General features: G+C 35.6%; 18 protein-coding genes. 14 read left to right on the top strand and 4 right to left on the bottom strand.

Features of this window, described 5'->3' with window-relative positions:
- Nucleotides 1–6: 6 nt before the first annotated feature.
- The 3 genes from fliD to ELD05_RS07825 all read left to right on the top strand — a co-directional run bounded on the left by fliD (nucleotide 7) and on the right by ELD05_RS07825 (nucleotide 2626).
- Nucleotides 7–1677, top strand: coding sequence for a flagellar filament capping protein FliD (gene fliD / locus ELD05_RS07835; protein WP_127351986.1), 1671 nt, complete (start codon nucleotides 7–9; stop codon nucleotides 1675–1677).
- Between the two features lie 92 nt (nucleotides 1678–1769).
- Complete coding sequence (gene fliS / locus ELD05_RS07830; protein WP_127352944.1) at nucleotides 1770–2147, top strand: flagellar export chaperone FliS; 378 nt, start codon at nucleotides 1770–1772, stop codon at nucleotides 2145–2147.
- Between the two features lie 14 nt (nucleotides 2148–2161).
- Nucleotides 2162–2626 (top strand): flagellar protein FlgN, encoded by a 465-nt coding sequence (locus tag ELD05_RS07825; RefSeq protein WP_127351985.1) that lies wholly within the window; start codon nucleotides 2162–2164, stop codon nucleotides 2624–2626.
- Nucleotides 2627–2685: 59 nt separating this feature from the next.
- Here the strand turns inward: ELD05_RS07825 and ELD05_RS07820 are convergent, their stop codons facing one another.
- The 4 genes from ELD05_RS07820 to thpR all read right to left on the bottom strand — a co-directional run bounded on the left by ELD05_RS07820 (nucleotide 2686) and on the right by thpR (nucleotide 5165).
- The gene (locus ELD05_RS07820) at nucleotides 2686–3003 is read right to left on the bottom strand and encodes a DUF2442 domain-containing protein (RefSeq protein ID WP_127351984.1); all 318 of its coding nucleotides are present in this window, start codon (nucleotides 3001–3003) and stop codon (nucleotides 2686–2688) included.
- A 29-nt stretch (nucleotides 3004–3032) separates the two neighbouring features.
- Entirely contained in the window at nucleotides 3033–3293 is a 261-nt protein-coding gene (locus ELD05_RS07815; RefSeq protein WP_127351983.1) for a DUF4160 domain-containing protein, read from the bottom strand.
- 93 nt (nucleotides 3294–3386) lie between these two features.
- Nucleotides 3387–4568 carry an MFS transporter gene (locus tag ELD05_RS07810; RefSeq protein ID WP_127351982.1) on the bottom strand — a complete coding sequence of 394 codons (1182 nt, stop codon included), beginning with the start codon at nucleotides 4566–4568 and terminating at the stop codon, nucleotides 3387–3389.
- A gap of 42 nt (nucleotides 4569–4610) precedes the next feature.
- The gene (thpR, locus tag ELD05_RS07805) at nucleotides 4611–5165 is read right to left on the bottom strand and encodes an RNA 2',3'-cyclic phosphodiesterase (protein ID WP_127351981.1); all 555 of its coding nucleotides are present in this window, start codon (nucleotides 5163–5165) and stop codon (nucleotides 4611–4613) included.
- A 120-nt stretch (nucleotides 5166–5285) separates the two neighbouring features.
- Here thpR and ELD05_RS07800 point away from each other — a divergent pair, with 120 nt between their 5' ends.
- The 11 genes from ELD05_RS07800 (at nucleotide 5286) to larE (ending at nucleotide 15348) form a co-directional block, all read left to right on the top strand.
- Nucleotides 5286–5588, top strand: a complete 303-nt coding sequence (locus tag ELD05_RS07800) for a hypothetical protein (RefSeq protein ID WP_039766382.1) — start codon at nucleotides 5286–5288, stop codon at nucleotides 5586–5588.
- A 17-nt stretch (nucleotides 5589–5605) separates the two neighbouring features.
- Nucleotides 5606–6412: a glutamate 5-kinase gene (gene proB / locus ELD05_RS07795; protein WP_127351980.1), complete on the top strand. Its 807-nt coding sequence runs from the start codon at nucleotides 5606–5608 to the stop codon at nucleotides 6410–6412.
- 8 nt (nucleotides 6413–6420) lie between these two features.
- A complete protein-coding gene (locus tag ELD05_RS07790; RefSeq protein WP_127351979.1) occupies nucleotides 6421–7680 on the top strand; it encodes a glutamate-5-semialdehyde dehydrogenase in 1260 nt (419 codons plus the stop codon).
- A gap of 22 nt (nucleotides 7681–7702) precedes the next feature.
- The gene (locus tag ELD05_RS07785) at nucleotides 7703–8050 is read left to right on the top strand and encodes a nucleotidyltransferase family protein (protein WP_045164558.1); all 348 of its coding nucleotides are present in this window, start codon (nucleotides 7703–7705) and stop codon (nucleotides 8048–8050) included.
- Nucleotides 8043–8447, top strand: coding sequence for a HEPN domain-containing protein (locus tag ELD05_RS07780; RefSeq protein WP_127351978.1), 405 nt, complete (start codon nucleotides 8043–8045; stop codon nucleotides 8445–8447). Before ELD05_RS07785 ends, ELD05_RS07780 begins: the two co-directional genes overlap by 8 nt.
- Before the next feature lie 110 nt (nucleotides 8448–8557).
- Nucleotides 8558–10921: an endonuclease MutS2 gene (locus ELD05_RS07775; RefSeq protein ID WP_127351977.1), complete on the top strand. Its 2364-nt coding sequence runs from the start codon at nucleotides 8558–8560 to the stop codon at nucleotides 10919–10921.
- A gap of 85 nt (nucleotides 10922–11006) precedes the next feature.
- Entirely contained in the window at nucleotides 11007–11564 is a 558-nt protein-coding gene (gene lepB / locus ELD05_RS07770) for a signal peptidase I (protein WP_127351976.1), read from the top strand.
- A 40-nt stretch (nucleotides 11565–11604) separates the two neighbouring features.
- On the top strand, nucleotides 11605–12129 hold the full coding sequence (locus tag ELD05_RS07765) for a DUF6106 family protein (protein WP_127351975.1): 525 nt from the start codon (nucleotides 11605–11607) through the stop codon (nucleotides 12127–12129).
- Between the two features lie 30 nt (nucleotides 12130–12159).
- Entirely contained in the window at nucleotides 12160–13626 is a 1467-nt protein-coding gene (gene guaB, locus ELD05_RS07760) for an IMP dehydrogenase (protein ID WP_127351974.1), read from the top strand.
- Between the two features lie 19 nt (nucleotides 13627–13645).
- Nucleotides 13646–14518 carry an aldose epimerase family protein gene (locus ELD05_RS07755; RefSeq protein WP_127351973.1) on the top strand — a complete coding sequence of 291 codons (873 nt, stop codon included), beginning with the start codon at nucleotides 13646–13648 and terminating at the stop codon, nucleotides 14516–14518.
- A gap of 17 nt (nucleotides 14519–14535) precedes the next feature.
- Nucleotides 14536–15348: an ATP-dependent sacrificial sulfur transferase LarE gene (larE, locus tag ELD05_RS07750; protein WP_127351972.1), complete on the top strand. Its 813-nt coding sequence runs from the start codon at nucleotides 14536–14538 to the stop codon at nucleotides 15346–15348.
- The last annotated feature ends 7 nt before the right edge of the window (nucleotides 15349–15355 follow it).

Raw genomic sequence — 15355 nt, 5'->3', positions numbered from 1 at the left:
GAAGGAATGAATATAAGCTCAACGATCTCTACAAGTTATACAAGCCCTTATGATGCATACAAATATTACACAAGAATTGGTGGACTTGCAAGCGGGCTTGATACAGATTCTATAATTCAGGGCTTGATGAGCATTCAAAAAGCAAGGTATAACAAACTGTATCAACAGCAGCAGCTTCTTCAGTGGCAGAGAGAAGATTATATGAATATGGCAAATGAGATAGCAAGTTTTAGAGATTATGTCTTTGATTTAAGAGTTTCAAGTTCTAAATTTATTAGTATGAAAGCTTGGGGTGATGCAATAAGCGGTGGTTATATTGATGCAGCACCTACTGCGAACAGTTTGGTGGGAGATTATCAAATAAAAGTTGACCAAATAGCAACTCCTGCTTTTATGTTTGTTTCAAAAATTAGTAGTACAGATTTGGCTAACATACAAAATAGTCCTGAAAAAGCTATATGGGTTTATGTTAATGATGATAATGCTGGAAATGTCTCAATAGATATAAAGACTTCTAATCCACAAGATAGTAAGTATATAAAGATTGATGTATCAAATTTGGATGTTGATGGTTTTGAGAGAGCTTTAGCATCAGCTCTTAAATCAACAGGAAAAGTTGATGCTTATTATGATAATGTCCAAGGGAAACTTTTTATAAAAAGATTACAAACAGGAGCTCTCACAGCATTTAATTTAAATAGTGAGATAAGTAGTATACAAAAAGATTCTACAATGTATTCCAATGGACAAAATGCAAAAGTTAGTATAAAAATTGGGAATGTAGATTATTGGAAGGACCAGGAATTTTCTCAAAATACATTTACTTTTTTGGGAACAGTTATTACTCTTAAAAAAGAAACTTTAGTCAATGGAGTTTTTACGTATCAGTCATTTGCGATTTCAAAAGATGTTGATTCTACAATAAATAATATAAAAGAATTTCTCAGCAAATACAATGACCTTATTGATAAGATATATAGCAAAATAACAGAAAGGCCAAATAGAGAGTTTCAGCCTTTAACGGAAGAGCAAAAATCCCAAATGAAAGATGATGACATAAAAAAATGGGAAGAGGCAGCTAAAAAGGGTTTGCTCTACAACGATTCGATTTTAGGTAGCTTCTTGAATAATGTGAGGTATTGGGTTTATGAAAAAGTGGATTCATTACCAGAAGAAATTAATCAACTAACTGATATAGGAATTGAAACATATAGTTATTTTGATGGTAATAAAGCAGGGAAACTCTATATAAAGGATGAAGAAAAACTGAGAAAAGCATTAGAAAATGATCCGAATAGTGTATATAAATTGTTTACTGCTTCCGTTGGAACATTAGATGATTATAAAAAGACAGATCCACAAACGGGAAAAACGTATTACGATTATAATGGTTACTTATTAAAACAAGGTTTGTTACAAAGAATATATTATTTTTCAAAAGACGTTATAAATAAAATTTATGAAAAGGCGGGTAAGCCTTATTTTACCAGCAGTTATGATCCGAACAGCTACATTGGAAAACAATTGAGATATATTGCAACTCAAATGAATGCTGAGCTGGATAGATTAGAAAAAATTGAAGAAAGATATTATAAGCAGTTTTCTCTACTTGAATCGCTAATGTCCCAAATGAATGCACAGAGTTCCTGGCTTTCCCAACAATTTAGCAGTAAATAATTTAGAGGAATCATAGGGTTAAAAGTGAATCTAAAGCTGAATGACCATCTTTGACTCAAAAAGAAAAAATAATTTATAGGAGGAAATAAATGATGGACGCAGCAGCAAGATATCAAGAAGAAGTTATAATGACAAAGCCACCAGAAGAATTAACTCTTATGCTTTATGATGGATGCATAAGATTTATAAAACTTGCAATGCAGGCAATTGATGAAAAAAAGTTTGACAAAGCAAATGAGAACATTATAAAAGCCGAAAATATCATCACAGAGCTTATGTCAACCCTTGATATGCAATATGAGATATCAAAAAATCTTATGAGTTTATATGATTTTATTTACAGATGGCTTATTCAGGCAAATTTAAAGAAGGACAAAAAATATCTAAAGGAAGCTCTTGAAATTGTTGAAGAGATGCGGGCTACATGGGCAGAGGCAATTAAGATTGCAAGACAGCAAAAAAATAAATAAAAGGGTTGGGGTTTATGTATGAAAAACTGATTAGTCTTCTTGAAGAAAAGGAAAAGCTTGTTGATAAGTTTTTAGAGCTTACAAATCTTCAACAAGATTATATTTTAAATGACAATTTTGATGAGTTGTCTAAAATTGTTGATATGAAGGCGAAGTTAATTGAAAGGATAAATACCCTCGACGATGAGTTTATAAAGGAGTTTGAGGGGATAAAAAAGGCAAAAAATATCAAAAGCTTTGATGAGATAACTGACATAGACAAAGAGACAGGGATTTTGCTCAAAAGTTTGACTTCATCAATTATGGAAAAGCTAAAAGTAATAAAGGACATTGACGAAAAAAATAATATCCTTATTCGCGCAAAGTTTGATGAGGTAAAAAGGACTATAAAAACACTTAGATACAAAAAAGAGGCTATAAAAGATTATACATCTTATAAACAAATAGACTATCATTCTGGATTTGACAAAAAGGAATAAAAGGGTCCCTTTACTTTAACAAATCAGAACCAACAAAGAAGAGGGACCCTTTTTCTTTGCTATTTAGTATTTTTGTCCTCACTTTGTTTAAACAACCATTCTGGTTCGTCAACATCAGGACAAGTCTGATACAGAACAAGTGGGTCTACATCAAGGCTGGTTGTTTCATCGTAGTTGCCGCTCACATCCCATGCAAGTGTGCCATTTAAAACTGTGCACCTTTCCATAAAAAACTTTTTGTCTTTAAGTCTTTGAAATTCACCCTTTTCAAGAAGACTTGAAGCATCAAAGAGTTTTATGCTGCCATCATCAAAGTAAATATAAACTTTATATTCTTCTGTCGGTATAACCTGAACAACCTCAGGATAATATTCCATCATGTGCCAATCACCTCGTAAAATATAATTTACACTAAAGGATTAATTCTCATCAGTGGCTTGTGATCTTTTGCAAGTTCCCAGTTTTGCATAAGCTCATCTTTATGAATTTCTGCCCAAGCCAACACAAGTTTTAGTTGTCTTTTAGGCAAGAATCCTTTTATAACCCTTGTGTTTAAAATATCAATTTCTGCTTCAAATCCGGCGAAGGTTGCATGAAAATGAGGAGGGTTATGGTCGTCATAATACATTGTAATCCTTATGCCGTAGAAAATGCAAATTTCTAGCATATTTATCTTTCACCTCAGTGCAAACGAAGGTTTATTTCTTAAAAATTATACTCTAAATTTCATTAAAATCACATTTAAAAATCTTGACAGAAATTAACTTTCAATTTCAATCTTCCTCACAAAATACAAATTCCCCAGCGCAAAGAGAGCTGCAAGTAAGAACACATATTCATACCCAAACTTATTCCACAAAAAGCCAGATAACATAGGAAGGCTCATAGAAACTGCATGGTCCATGCTTGTGCCTGTTGAAAGAGTTGGAGTCAGATCATCAGGATGTTTGATAACCTTTTTTATGTACGTTGACCTTGCCATTGATGTTGCAAACATTAGATTATCAATTATATAACACGCATATGCCAAGCCCAAAGCCAAAGTTTTTATCTTTATGTTCTCAGTCATAGCGTATCCTATGCAGATTAAGAAAATAACAATCGCATCAAATGTCAAAACCTTCTTTTCACCAAGCTTGTCAATAAGCCTGCCTATAACGTTTCTAAATCCAATTCCCAAAATGGAGCAGATTATTCCAACCAGAGCAAAATTTGAAACAGGCTGTTTAAATATCTTAATCAACACCCAAGGAGCAAATGTGATAAAAATCTGCTTTCTTGCACCAAAGAAGATAGAAAGAACATAGTAGAGCCAGTAATCTTTTTTGATTACAAACTTTAGACCTTTGTGATTTCTTACATTTGGCATTTTGATTGGCATCAAAAATATTGCAGCGAAAACGTACATCATTGCAGCGACAAGATAGGCTATTTTGAATGAAAAATTCAGGAATTTAAACCCTACCATGACAATGAAATAACCAATAACTGCAGCGGCGGTTGAAACAGAGCCAATGAGCCCTAAGGTTTTGCCGTAAGAGTCTTCTTTTGAAAGTTCCATTCCAATGCTTGATGTCAAAACCATGTTAAGGTGGGTGCCTGTGTTGTAAAAAGCTGTCCATAAAATCAAAAGAGCAAAGCTTGGCGCAAAATAGCCAAGCCCAACCAGAGATACAGAGCAAAGAAATGTCGCTATAATGCTTACTCTCAAATCCCCAAGGAAGTATAAAAAGCCTATTAAAAAGATTATCAAAAACCCTGGTGTCTCGCGAGGAAACTCAAGCACACCTCGTGCCACTGGTGAGATTTTAAAGCTTGCTGCAATATAGTTATTGAATATGGTGTCATTAATCCCGCCACCAATTCCCATAAATGCATTTGCCAAAATAAAAAGTGAAATAGCTGAGAATGCAAATCTAACGCTACCCTGTGTCTTTTGCATATTAAAATCCTCAGTCCTTTCTAAAAATTTTTGTGAGTTTACTTACTTTAGCTTTATCTCAAAAAGTGGTGTGTAGACTCTTTTTCTGTCAATCTCTTCGCTTAAAAATAAAATAACACTCTCAACAGGAATTAGGTCAAATTTGTAATTTTCAACGTACTGCTTGAACTTGTCAAAAGGCTCATCCAAAATAACATCCTGAGCAATTGTTATATGAGGGGTATAGTCCCTTTTTTCTTTTTCAAAACCGATTGAATAAAGAGAGTCTTCCACTATTTGATAAAGATTATTTAACTTATCTAAATCACCGTCCGGCTTTAAATATACAACACGCAAAGCGTTTTTGCTTCCTTTGAAATATCCACAAGAGAAAATCTTAAGTGAAAAAGAAGAAAAACTTTCTAAATTCTTTGTTAACACCTCTTTAATCTTCTCGACATGGTCATATTCTATCTCACCTAAGAATTTTAAAGTAAGATGAAAGTTATCGATGTACTTCCACCTTCCCTTTTTGCTGATTGATTTTAAATAGCTCTGTGCTTCGACTATTTGCTCTTTTAGCTTTCTTGGGAAATCAATTCCAATGAAGGTTCTCATTTTGGTTTTTCTCCTTTCTTTACATCATTTTTTCAAAAACCTTTGAATGCGCGCATACAATTTGGTAGAATTAAAAAGGAGGAAGGTCTATTTTTAAATTTTAGCAGGGGGAAAGAGGCAATGGAAGCACTTTATAACACAAAGCTTCTATATCCCACAGACAAACCTGTATCGCCAGGAATTATCAATGTAGAGATATACAAACCGCAAAAAGGAAAGCTTCCAATCTATGTAAAAAGCCTTGATGAAAATGACATAAAAAAGTATATACCAAACATTGCCACAATTATCCAAGAAGAACTTCTAAGGAGAATCAATATCGATTTAGTTACACAGACAGATTTTTACATCGTCGAAGAAGATAATAAGTATCATGTATATTTTAACAAATCCCTTGAAGATTTTAAAATAGAAAAAGAATAGGTACTGGGGGCAGGCTAATGAGGAATTTTGCTGATGTCAAGAAGATTGTAGTTAAGGTTGGAACAAGCACTGTTACATATCCAACCGGCAAACTAAATCTTTCGCGACTGGAGAAACTTGCAAGAGTTCTTTCTGACATAAAAAATGAGGGAAGAGACGTTGTGCTTGTCACATCTGGTGCTGTTGCATCAGGTTTGGGCAGGCTTGGGCTTACTAAAAATCACAAGACAACTCAAGAAAAACAAGCGCTCGCGGCAATTGGCCAGGGAATTTTAATGCAGATTTACGAAAAGCTTTTTGGTGAGTATGGAGTTGTTGTTGCCCAGGTGCTCTTGACAAAAGATGTTGTTGATGAGGAAAAAAAGATGCTGAATGTTAAAAACACTTTTGAGCAGCTTTTCAAGTTTGGTGCAATTCCAATTGTAAATGAAAATGACGTTGTTGCCATTGAAGAGCTTGAATTTGGCGACAATGACACGCTCTCTGCCTATGTTGCAACAATAATTGGCGCAGACCTTTTGATAATTCTTTCTGACATAGACGGGCTTTACTCATGTGACCCAAGACTGAACAAGGATGCAGAGCTTATAAAAGAGGTTTTTGAGATTGACTCATACATAGAGAGCATTGCAGGAGGGGCTGGGTCTTTGAACTCAACCGGTGGTATGCAAACCAAAATTGAGGCGGCAAAGATTGCAATGCAAAATAAAATTCCTATGGTAATTGCAAATGGAGAAAATCCATCAGTTTTGAGAGATATCTTAGCAGGGAAAGATGTTGGTACACTGTTTATTTGCAAAGAAGTATTATCAAAGAGGGAGTGAAGAAGAGGATGAGTGATTTAATTCAGAAGGCACAAAAGGTGAAAGAGGCTTCAAAAAAACTTATGAATCTTTCTGAAAGCCAGAAAAACCTTGCTTTGAGCTGCATATCCAAAAAGATTTTAGATAACATGGAATACATTCTTGTTGAAAACCAAAAAGATATGGAAAATGCACAAAACAAGGGTATAAAGGGTGCGCTTTTAGACAGGCTAAAACTTACAGAAGATAGAATAAGACAGATTTGCAAGGGAATAGAAGATGTTATAAAGCTTCCAGACCCAGTTGGCGAGGTTATTTCTATGTGGAAGCGCCCAAATGGGCTTATTATTGGACAAAAGAGAGTGCCAATTGGGGCAATTGGTATAATTTATGAGGCAAGACCAAATGTGACAGTTGACGCAGCTGTGCTGTGTTTAAAAGCAGGAAATAGTGTTCTTTTGCGAGGTGGCTCAGAAGCTATAAATTCTAACATCGCACTTGTCAAGACAATGAAAGAGGGATTGATTGAAGCAGGAATTGATGAAGGTAGCATAGAGATTGTAGAAGATACATCAAGAGAGACGGCAGTTGCAATGATGAAACTCAATGAGTATTTAGACCTTTTGATTCCGCGCGGGGGAGCAAATTTGATAAAGACAGTTGTTCAAAATGCAACTGTGCCTGTAATTGAAACAGGTGTTGGCAACTGCCATGTGTTTGTCGATGAGAGCGCTGATTTTGAGATGGCAAAAAGAATTGTAGTTAACGCAAAAACACAGCGGCCCGGTGTTTGCAATGCAGCTGAAAAGCTCCTTGTCCACAAAAATATAGCAGAGAGCTTTTTGCCAATGATTGTAAGGGAACTTATGTCAAAGGGTGTTGAAATAAGAGGTTGTAGCAAGACAGTTGAAATCTGCAAGAAAAATGGTATTGAGGTAAAAGAGGCAACTGAAGATGACTGGTACACAGAGTATTTGGATTTGATAATAGGTGTAAAGGTTGTTGATAGTGTTGATGCGGCAATAGAACACATAAATAAGTACGGTTCGAAACACTCAGAGGCAATTGTTACAAGGGATTATTTCAATGCACAAAAGTTTTTGGACTATGTTGATGCGGCAGCTTGTTATGTAAACGCCTCAACAAGGTTCACAGACGGATTTGAATTTGGCTTTGGTGCAGAGATTGGAATCTCTACTCAAAAGCTTCACGCAAGAGGTCCTATGGGACTAAAAGAGCTCACAACTATAAAATACATTATCTATGGAAGCGGGCAGGTAAGAGAATAGAAGAAATTGGAGTTGATTTGTTGTGAGTGATATCAAACTGGAAAATTACCAAGATGTTATTAATAAAGTGGTTGAAGAGTTAAAAGAATTATATGGTGATAAACTAAAAAAAATAGTCCTCTATGGTTCATATGCTAAAGGAACTCAAAATGAAGAATCTGATATTGATATAGCGGTATTAGTTGATGAGGACGAGCAAGCGTTAAAAGACTATGAAAATAAGTTGGATGAAATAATAAGTGAAATTGGATATAGAAGCTTGAAATTAATTTCTATAGTAGACATCAGTTATCAGAGATATATGCAATATAAAGAAATCTTACCTTACTATAAAAATATAGAGAACGAAGGGATTGTATTGTATGGATGAGTATATTAAAGCTCTTTCATTTTATCGTCTGGAAAAAGCCAAAGAAGATTTAAAAGCTGCTAAAGTAAATTATGAGAATGGACTTTACAAAGCTTCTATTAATAGGTCTTATTATGCAATATTTCATGCGATTCGAGCCGTTAATGCAATAAACAAATTTGATTCGAAAAGACATTCAGGTGTAATAGCATATTTTAATCAGCATTTTATTCATACTGAGAAATTTAGCAAAGAACTCTATAAAATAGTAGCTTCGGCATTTAAATTAAGAGAAAGATGTGACTATGATGATTTTTATATGGTGTCAAGAGACCAAGCAGAAAATCAACTGAAAAATGCTGAGTTTTTCATTAAAGAAGTTGAAAGGTTTATTTGCGAGCATCTTAAAGAAAAATAAAAGAAAATATTAGGGGCTGTTTTCATGAAATATGAAGACAGCCTGCTTTTGTTTTGTGGTATAATTAAAACTTGAGAACTTAAATTTCATAAAAGAAGGGGTTTTGAAAGTTGAACCAAAAGACACTCAAAGCTTTGGAGTATGACAAGATAGTTGAGATTTTAAAAAACATGGCAAAGTCAACTCCAGCAAAGGAATATTTTGAAAACCTTATTCCATCAACCAATGTTGCAGATATAGAAAATGAACTTAATAAGGTTGATGAAGGCTACAGGTACGTTCTAAAGTATGGAAATCCACCAACTTTGGAGTTTGAAAATATACTGCCAAGCCTTAAGAAATCAAAGCTTGGGGCAACTTTAAATCCACAAGAGATTTTGCAAATTGGAAAAGTGTTGAAACTTTCTTATGAGATGCGAACTTATCTTTCTTACACACAAGACTTTAGTTTTCTTGAAAGTATGGAAAAAAGACTTGTAAATTTAAAAGAAGTAATCTCAAGAATTGACCAGACATTTTTAACAGCAGATGAAATCTTAGATACTGCATCACCAAGGTTAAAGGAAATAAGAGATAGGATTAGAAAACTTGAGAGTAGAATAAGAGATGAGCTAAATAGCATGATTCGCGACCCAAAAATCCAAAGGTTTTTACAAGAGCCAATTATAACAATCAGAGGCGAAAAACTTTTACTTCCTGTTAAGGCAGAGTTTAGAAATGAAGTAAAAGGAATTGTCCATGACCAATCAGCAACAGGTGCAACTTTATTTGTTGAGCCTTTTGTTTGTGTTGAGATATCAAATCAAATCAGAATCTTGAAAAGCCAAGAAAAAGAGGAAATAGAGAGAATTTTGCAAGAGATATCCTCTTTGATAGCAAGCTATTGTGATGAAATTGAAACATCTTTTTATGCGCTTGTTGAGCTTGACATAGTATTTACGAAAGCTATTTGGGCAAAGGAAATGAACGCAAGCAAACCAGTTATTAACACAAGTGGCATTATAAATCTCAAAAAAGCTCGGCATCCATTAATACAAAAAGACAAGGTTGTTCCTATTGATATTCATTTAGGCAAAGACTTCGACGTTCTTATAATAACAGGTCCAAACACGGGTGGAAAGACTGTAACACTAAAGACGGTTGGGCTTTTTTGTCTTCTTTGCCAAAGTGGAATATTCATCCCAGCAGATGAAGGCTCCCAGCTTTGCATATTTCAAAAGATTTTTGCTGATATTGGAGATGATCAAAATATAGTCCAGAGTCTTTCCACATTTTCAGCACATATGAAAAACATCATTGAAATAACAAAAAATGCAGATGATAAAACTCTTGTGCTATTAGATGAGATTGGAGCAGGTACAGACCCTGAAGAAGGTGCAGCTTTGGCAAAGGCAATCTTGAAATATCTTTCTGAGAAGGGCAGCAAGGTGATAGCTACAACACACTATGGTGAGCTAAAAATATTTGCTCAGCAAGAAGATCGGTTTGAAAACGCTTCTTGCGAGTTTGATGTAAAAACCTTAAAGCCCACATACAGGCTTTTGATAGGAATTCCAGGAAGGAGCAACGCACTTGTAATTTCATCCAATCTTGGGCTTGACAATGGTATTGTTGAGATGGCAAGAGGGTATTTGTCTCAAAAGACAATTGATCTTGACAGAATAATAAACGAAATGGAACAAAAGAGAAAAGAAGCTGAGGAAAACCTTGAACTTGCTCAGAAATTGAAGCTTGAAGCACAAGCTTTAAAGGCAGCGTATGAAGAGGAGAAAAAAAGGTTTGATCAAGAGAAGGAGAGAATTCGCAAAAAGGCCATAAATGAGGCAAAAGAGATTGTAGAAAGAGCACAGTATGAAATAGAAAATCTTTTTAAAGACCTTCGAAAACTTGCTGAAAACTTAAAAGAAAAAGAAGTTTTAAAGAAGTTAGAAGAGAAAAAGAGAGAATATGAAAGGTTGATTCAAAGCATATCGCAGCAGGAAAAACAAGAAGCTGACTCCAAAACCAAAAAAACACCACAGAATATTCGCTTAGGTCAAAAGGTGTATGTCAGAAGCTTTGATGCTGAGGGGTTTGTCGAAAGCCTGCCCGACTCAAAAGGAAATTTGACTGTTCAGATAGGAATTATGAAGCTAAATGTCAATATTTCTGAGATTGAAGAAGTGGAAGAGGGAGAAAACAAAGTTTATCAAACGACCTCAAAAAATGTCAAGCTCAAAGAAAAAAGCGTTGATTTATCTATTGATGTCAGGGGAAAGACCAGTGACGATGCAATTTTGGATGTAGATAAGTATTTAGATGATGCATATACAAGCGGCCTGAGACAGGTGACAATAATTCATGGAAAAGGGACAGGGGTTTTGCGCCAGGCAATCAGAAACTTTTTAAAACGCCATCCGCTTGTAAAGTCTTTCAGAGACGGAACATACGGTGAGGGTGAGCAAGGGGTTACCATTGTTGAGCTGAGAGACTAACTTCTAATTATTGACTTGATAAATAAATTCATTTAAACTTATATTTAAGCCTTTAATTCTATTTTTTGCAAAGAAGGAGACGGTCATGAAAATGGAAGAGCAAACATTAAAACTACAAAACAAGGTACTCAAAGAAGCTATTGAATGGATTTTGTGGATAGGCGGAGCAGTTTTAGTTGCCCTTATTTTAAGAACATATGTCTTTTCGCTTGTAATTGTTCCCACAGGGTCGATGCTAAACACAATTCAACTCAATGACAGGTTGTTTGTGTACAAGCTTGGATACGCTCTGCATATCCAAGATGTGAAACGAGGCGATATTGTTGTGTTCAAGTACCCTGACGACAGAAAAACACTGTATGTCAAAAGGGTAATTGGACTTCCGGGCGATACAATTGAGATAAAAGATGGTGTTTTGTACATCAACGGAAAAGTGTACAAGGAAAACTATCTAAAAGAGCCAATGGTAGGGAGCTTTGGACCGTATAAAGTGCCACCTGGGCATTATTTCATGATGGGTGATAACAGGAACGACTCACACGACAGCCGATTCTGGGAACACAAATATGTTCCGCGTGATGATATTATTGGCAAGGTTGAATTTAGAATATGGCCTCTTTCCAGAATAGGGATTGTAAAATAGGATTAACATAGAATTTTAAGTGGAGGGTTGATTTTTAAGTATGAATGATGTGTTTCATGAACAGCTAATAGTGAGAAGAAAAACCTCAGGTGAAAAGGCAAAACAGGCTTTAATTATCATAGGCGGGGTACTTTTAGGACTTGCTACCTTCTTCATTCCAATTCTAAACACATTAGGACCAGTTCTTTTAGTTTTGGCAATCTGGGGGGCAATCTATCTTTCAAGAAACTACAATATTGAGTTTGAATATGCTGTAACAAACTACTATCTTGACATAGACAAGATTATTGCTCAGAGGAAACGAAGCAGAGTTGTGTCTTTAGACATTCGAAAGATTGACTATTTCATATCCTCAAAAGATAGCAGTATGTACAACGCTCAAAAAAATGACAAAAGCATTGTCCAGTCGTTTGACTGCACATCTAACAAAGGCGAAGAAAACGTGTATGCTATAATTACAAACGTCGATGGCAAAAAGACACGCATTTTGTTTGAACCAAATGAAGAGATTGTCGAAGCGATTAAGAAATTTTTGCAGAAAAAGCCTTACCAGATTTACAGGTAACAAAACTTTTTAAAAGGAGACTGAGAAAAAATGAGTTTTAAAGACAAAGTGATAAAAGAGGCACTGACATTTGATGATGTGTTGCTTGTGCCACAGTACAGTGAAGTGCTGCCAAAAGATGTTGACGTTTCTACTTATCTAACAAGAACAATAAAACTTAATATTCCTCTTATGTCTGCCGGAATGGACACTGTTACAGAGTCGCGTATGGCAATAGCAATTGCGCGAGAAGGCGGTATTGGTGTTATACACAAGAACATGACAATTGAAGAGCAGGCAAGCGAGGTTGACAAGGTCAAAAGGTCCGAGCATGGGGTTATAGTTGACCCGTTTTACCTGTCGCCTGAAAATAAGATCTATGAAGCAATGGAGCTAATGGCAAAATACCGTATCTCAGGTGTGCCAATTACAGTTAATGGCAAGCTTGTTGGAATTATAACAAACAGGGATATTCGGTTTGAAACTGACTATTCAAAGCCTATAAAAGAGGTTATGACATCAAGCAATCTTATCACTGCAAAGGAAGGAATTACTTTAGAAGAAGCAAAGGAAATTATGAAAAAACACAAGATTGAAAAGCTTCCAATCGTCGATGATGAGGGTAACTTGAAAGGACTTATTACAATAAAGGATATTGAAAAGGCTGTCAAATATCCTAATGCAGCAAAAGACAGCAGAGGAAGGCTTTTGTGTGCTGCAGCAGTTGGTGTATCAAAGGACACAGAACAAAGAGTTAATGCACTTGTAAAAGCTCAGGTTGACGTAATAGTTGTTGACACAGCTCATGGACATTCAAAAGGTGTTATCGAGACAGTCAAGAAGATTAAGGCAAAATATCCAAATCTTCAGGTTGTGGCTGGTAATATTGCAACAGCAGAGGCTGCGCATGACCTTATCAAAGCAGGGGCTGACTGCATAAAAGTTGGAATTGGTCCTGGGTCAATCTGTACAACAAGAGTGGTAGCTGGAATTGGTGTTCCGCAAATAACAGCTATCATGGACTGTGCAGATGTTGCAAAAGAATATGGAATTCCTGTTATTGCAGATGGCGGTATAAGATATTCAGGTGATATTACCAAGGCTTTGGCGGCAGGTGCAGATGTTGTTATGATAGGAAGCTTATTTGCTGGCTGTGAGGAAAGCCCTGGCGAGTGTGAGATTTATCAAGGCCGAAGGTTTAAGGTTTACCGTGGCATGGGATCACTTTCTGCAATGAAAGCAGGAAGCAAAGATAGATACTTCCAAGAAGATGCTTCAAAGCTTGTACCAGAAGGTGTTGAAGGAAGAGTGCCATATAAAGGGCCGTTAGAGGATACAGTGTTCCAGCTTGTTGGTGGTCTTAAGGCTGGAATGGGTTACTGTGGTGCGAGGACTATCAAAGAACTTCAGGAGAAGGCAAAGTTTGTGAAAATTACACAAGCAGGTGTGAGAGAAAGCCATCCGCACGATATTTATATTACAAAAGAGGCACCAAATTATTCACTGCATGTTGAGTAGAAAAAGGGAGGAAGAAAGCTTGGATTTTGTAGAAAGCTATGTAGAAAACGGTATGGAATTTATTAAGGTATACTCAAAGACAAAAAAATCATATTTTACAGTTGCACCCGAACGGGGTGCAATTGTTGTTTTACTAAATTTAAGTGGCAAGGACATACTGTATCTTAACAAAGAGACGCTGTTTGACAAGACAAAGAATGTCCGAGGCGGAATTCCTATTTTATTTCCTGTATGTGGAAGAGTTGTGGATGGCAAGATTACATTCAAAGGTCAAGAATATCCAATGAAGAACCATGGATTTGCACGGGATGCTGCTTGGGAAGTTGTGGGCTATATAGATGAACTTTCTCAAAATGGGGTAGTATTAAAGCTTTCAAGTAATAGCTTTACAAAGACATTTTATCCATATGACTTTGAACTTTTCATCAGGTACACAATAAACGATGAAATTTTTGGAGTTGAGATGATTGTAAAGAACAACGACAGCGAAGAATTGCCATTTTATGCAGGGTTTCATCCATATTTTCTGTGTAACAAGGATGAATTTACATTGAAGCTTGACTGTGAGAAGTGTTTTGATGATGTTGAGAAGAAATTTGTCGATCTTGAAAATTTCAAAGAACTTGACTTTTCAAAACCTGAGATCAACCTTGATTTTTTTGATGTTGGAAGCGATAGTATTGAGTTTACTCTTGACAAGGACAAAAGGCTTTTGCTTGTAAAAGACAAAAGCTTTAAAAACATTGTAGTGTGGTCTTTAAGAGACTACGACTTTGTTTGCATAGAACCATGGATGGGAGAGCATGAAGGATATCTTCAAAACAAGTACTATTACTTAAAACCAAATGATATTTTTAAAGCAACATTTGCGATTGTATTGAATAAAGAATAAAAAGGAAGGTTTGAATAATGGTTGATCCAAAGCTTTCTTATGAGAAGCTTGAGAAATTAAAAGATCTTTTACAGTCATACAAGAGCGTACTTGTTGCGTTTTCAGGGGGAGTTGATTCTACATTTTTATTAAAAGTATGCCATGATGTTTTGGGTGAAAATTGCGTTGCTGTTTTTTCAAGCTCTGCCTTAAGTCCCAAAAGAGAAAAACAAGAAGCAGAAAAACTTGCTGGTTCTATCGGAGCAAAACTAATTGTGCTTGAGAGGGATATATTTGCCAATGAGGATTTTTTAAAAAATGACATGTTCAGGTGCTATTATTGTAAAAAAGACTTGATAAAAAGACTGAAAGAGTTAAAAGAAGATCTGAAGATAAACCAAATAGTTGAAGGCTCAAACATAGATGACTTAAAAGATTTTCGACCCGGAAGAAAAGCCTTAGAAGAAGAGAACATAAAAAGTCCTTTATTTGAGATTGGATTTACCAAGGATGAGATAAGATTTTTGTCAAAAGAATTTGGTCTTCCTACTTTTGATAAGCCATCAATGGCATGTTTAGTTACCCGCATACCCTATGGTAGCCAAGTGACCTTGCAAAAACTTGAGATGATTGAAAAGGCAGAAGAGATTTTGCTTGAAAAAGGCTTCAAACAAGTAAGAGTTAGGCACCATGGCGATATTGCCAGAATTGAAGTTGATTTTGAGGAGCTTCCAAGATTTTTTGATTTAGAGCTGATAAAAGATATTTCAAACAAAATCAAAGATCTTGGATTTAAGTTTGTCACACTTGACCTGTCTGGTTATAGGATGGGAAGTATGAACCAGAAATAAAAAGATT

Source organism: Caldicellulosiruptor changbaiensis (genome assembly GCF_003999255.1).
Taxonomy (GTDB): Bacteria; Bacillota; Thermoanaerobacteria; order Caldicellulosiruptorales; family Caldicellulosiruptoraceae; genus Caldicellulosiruptor; species Caldicellulosiruptor changbaiensis.
The sequence above is the reverse complement of the archived record's forward strand: the minus strand, read 5'-3'. Positions and strand labels throughout refer to the sequence as shown.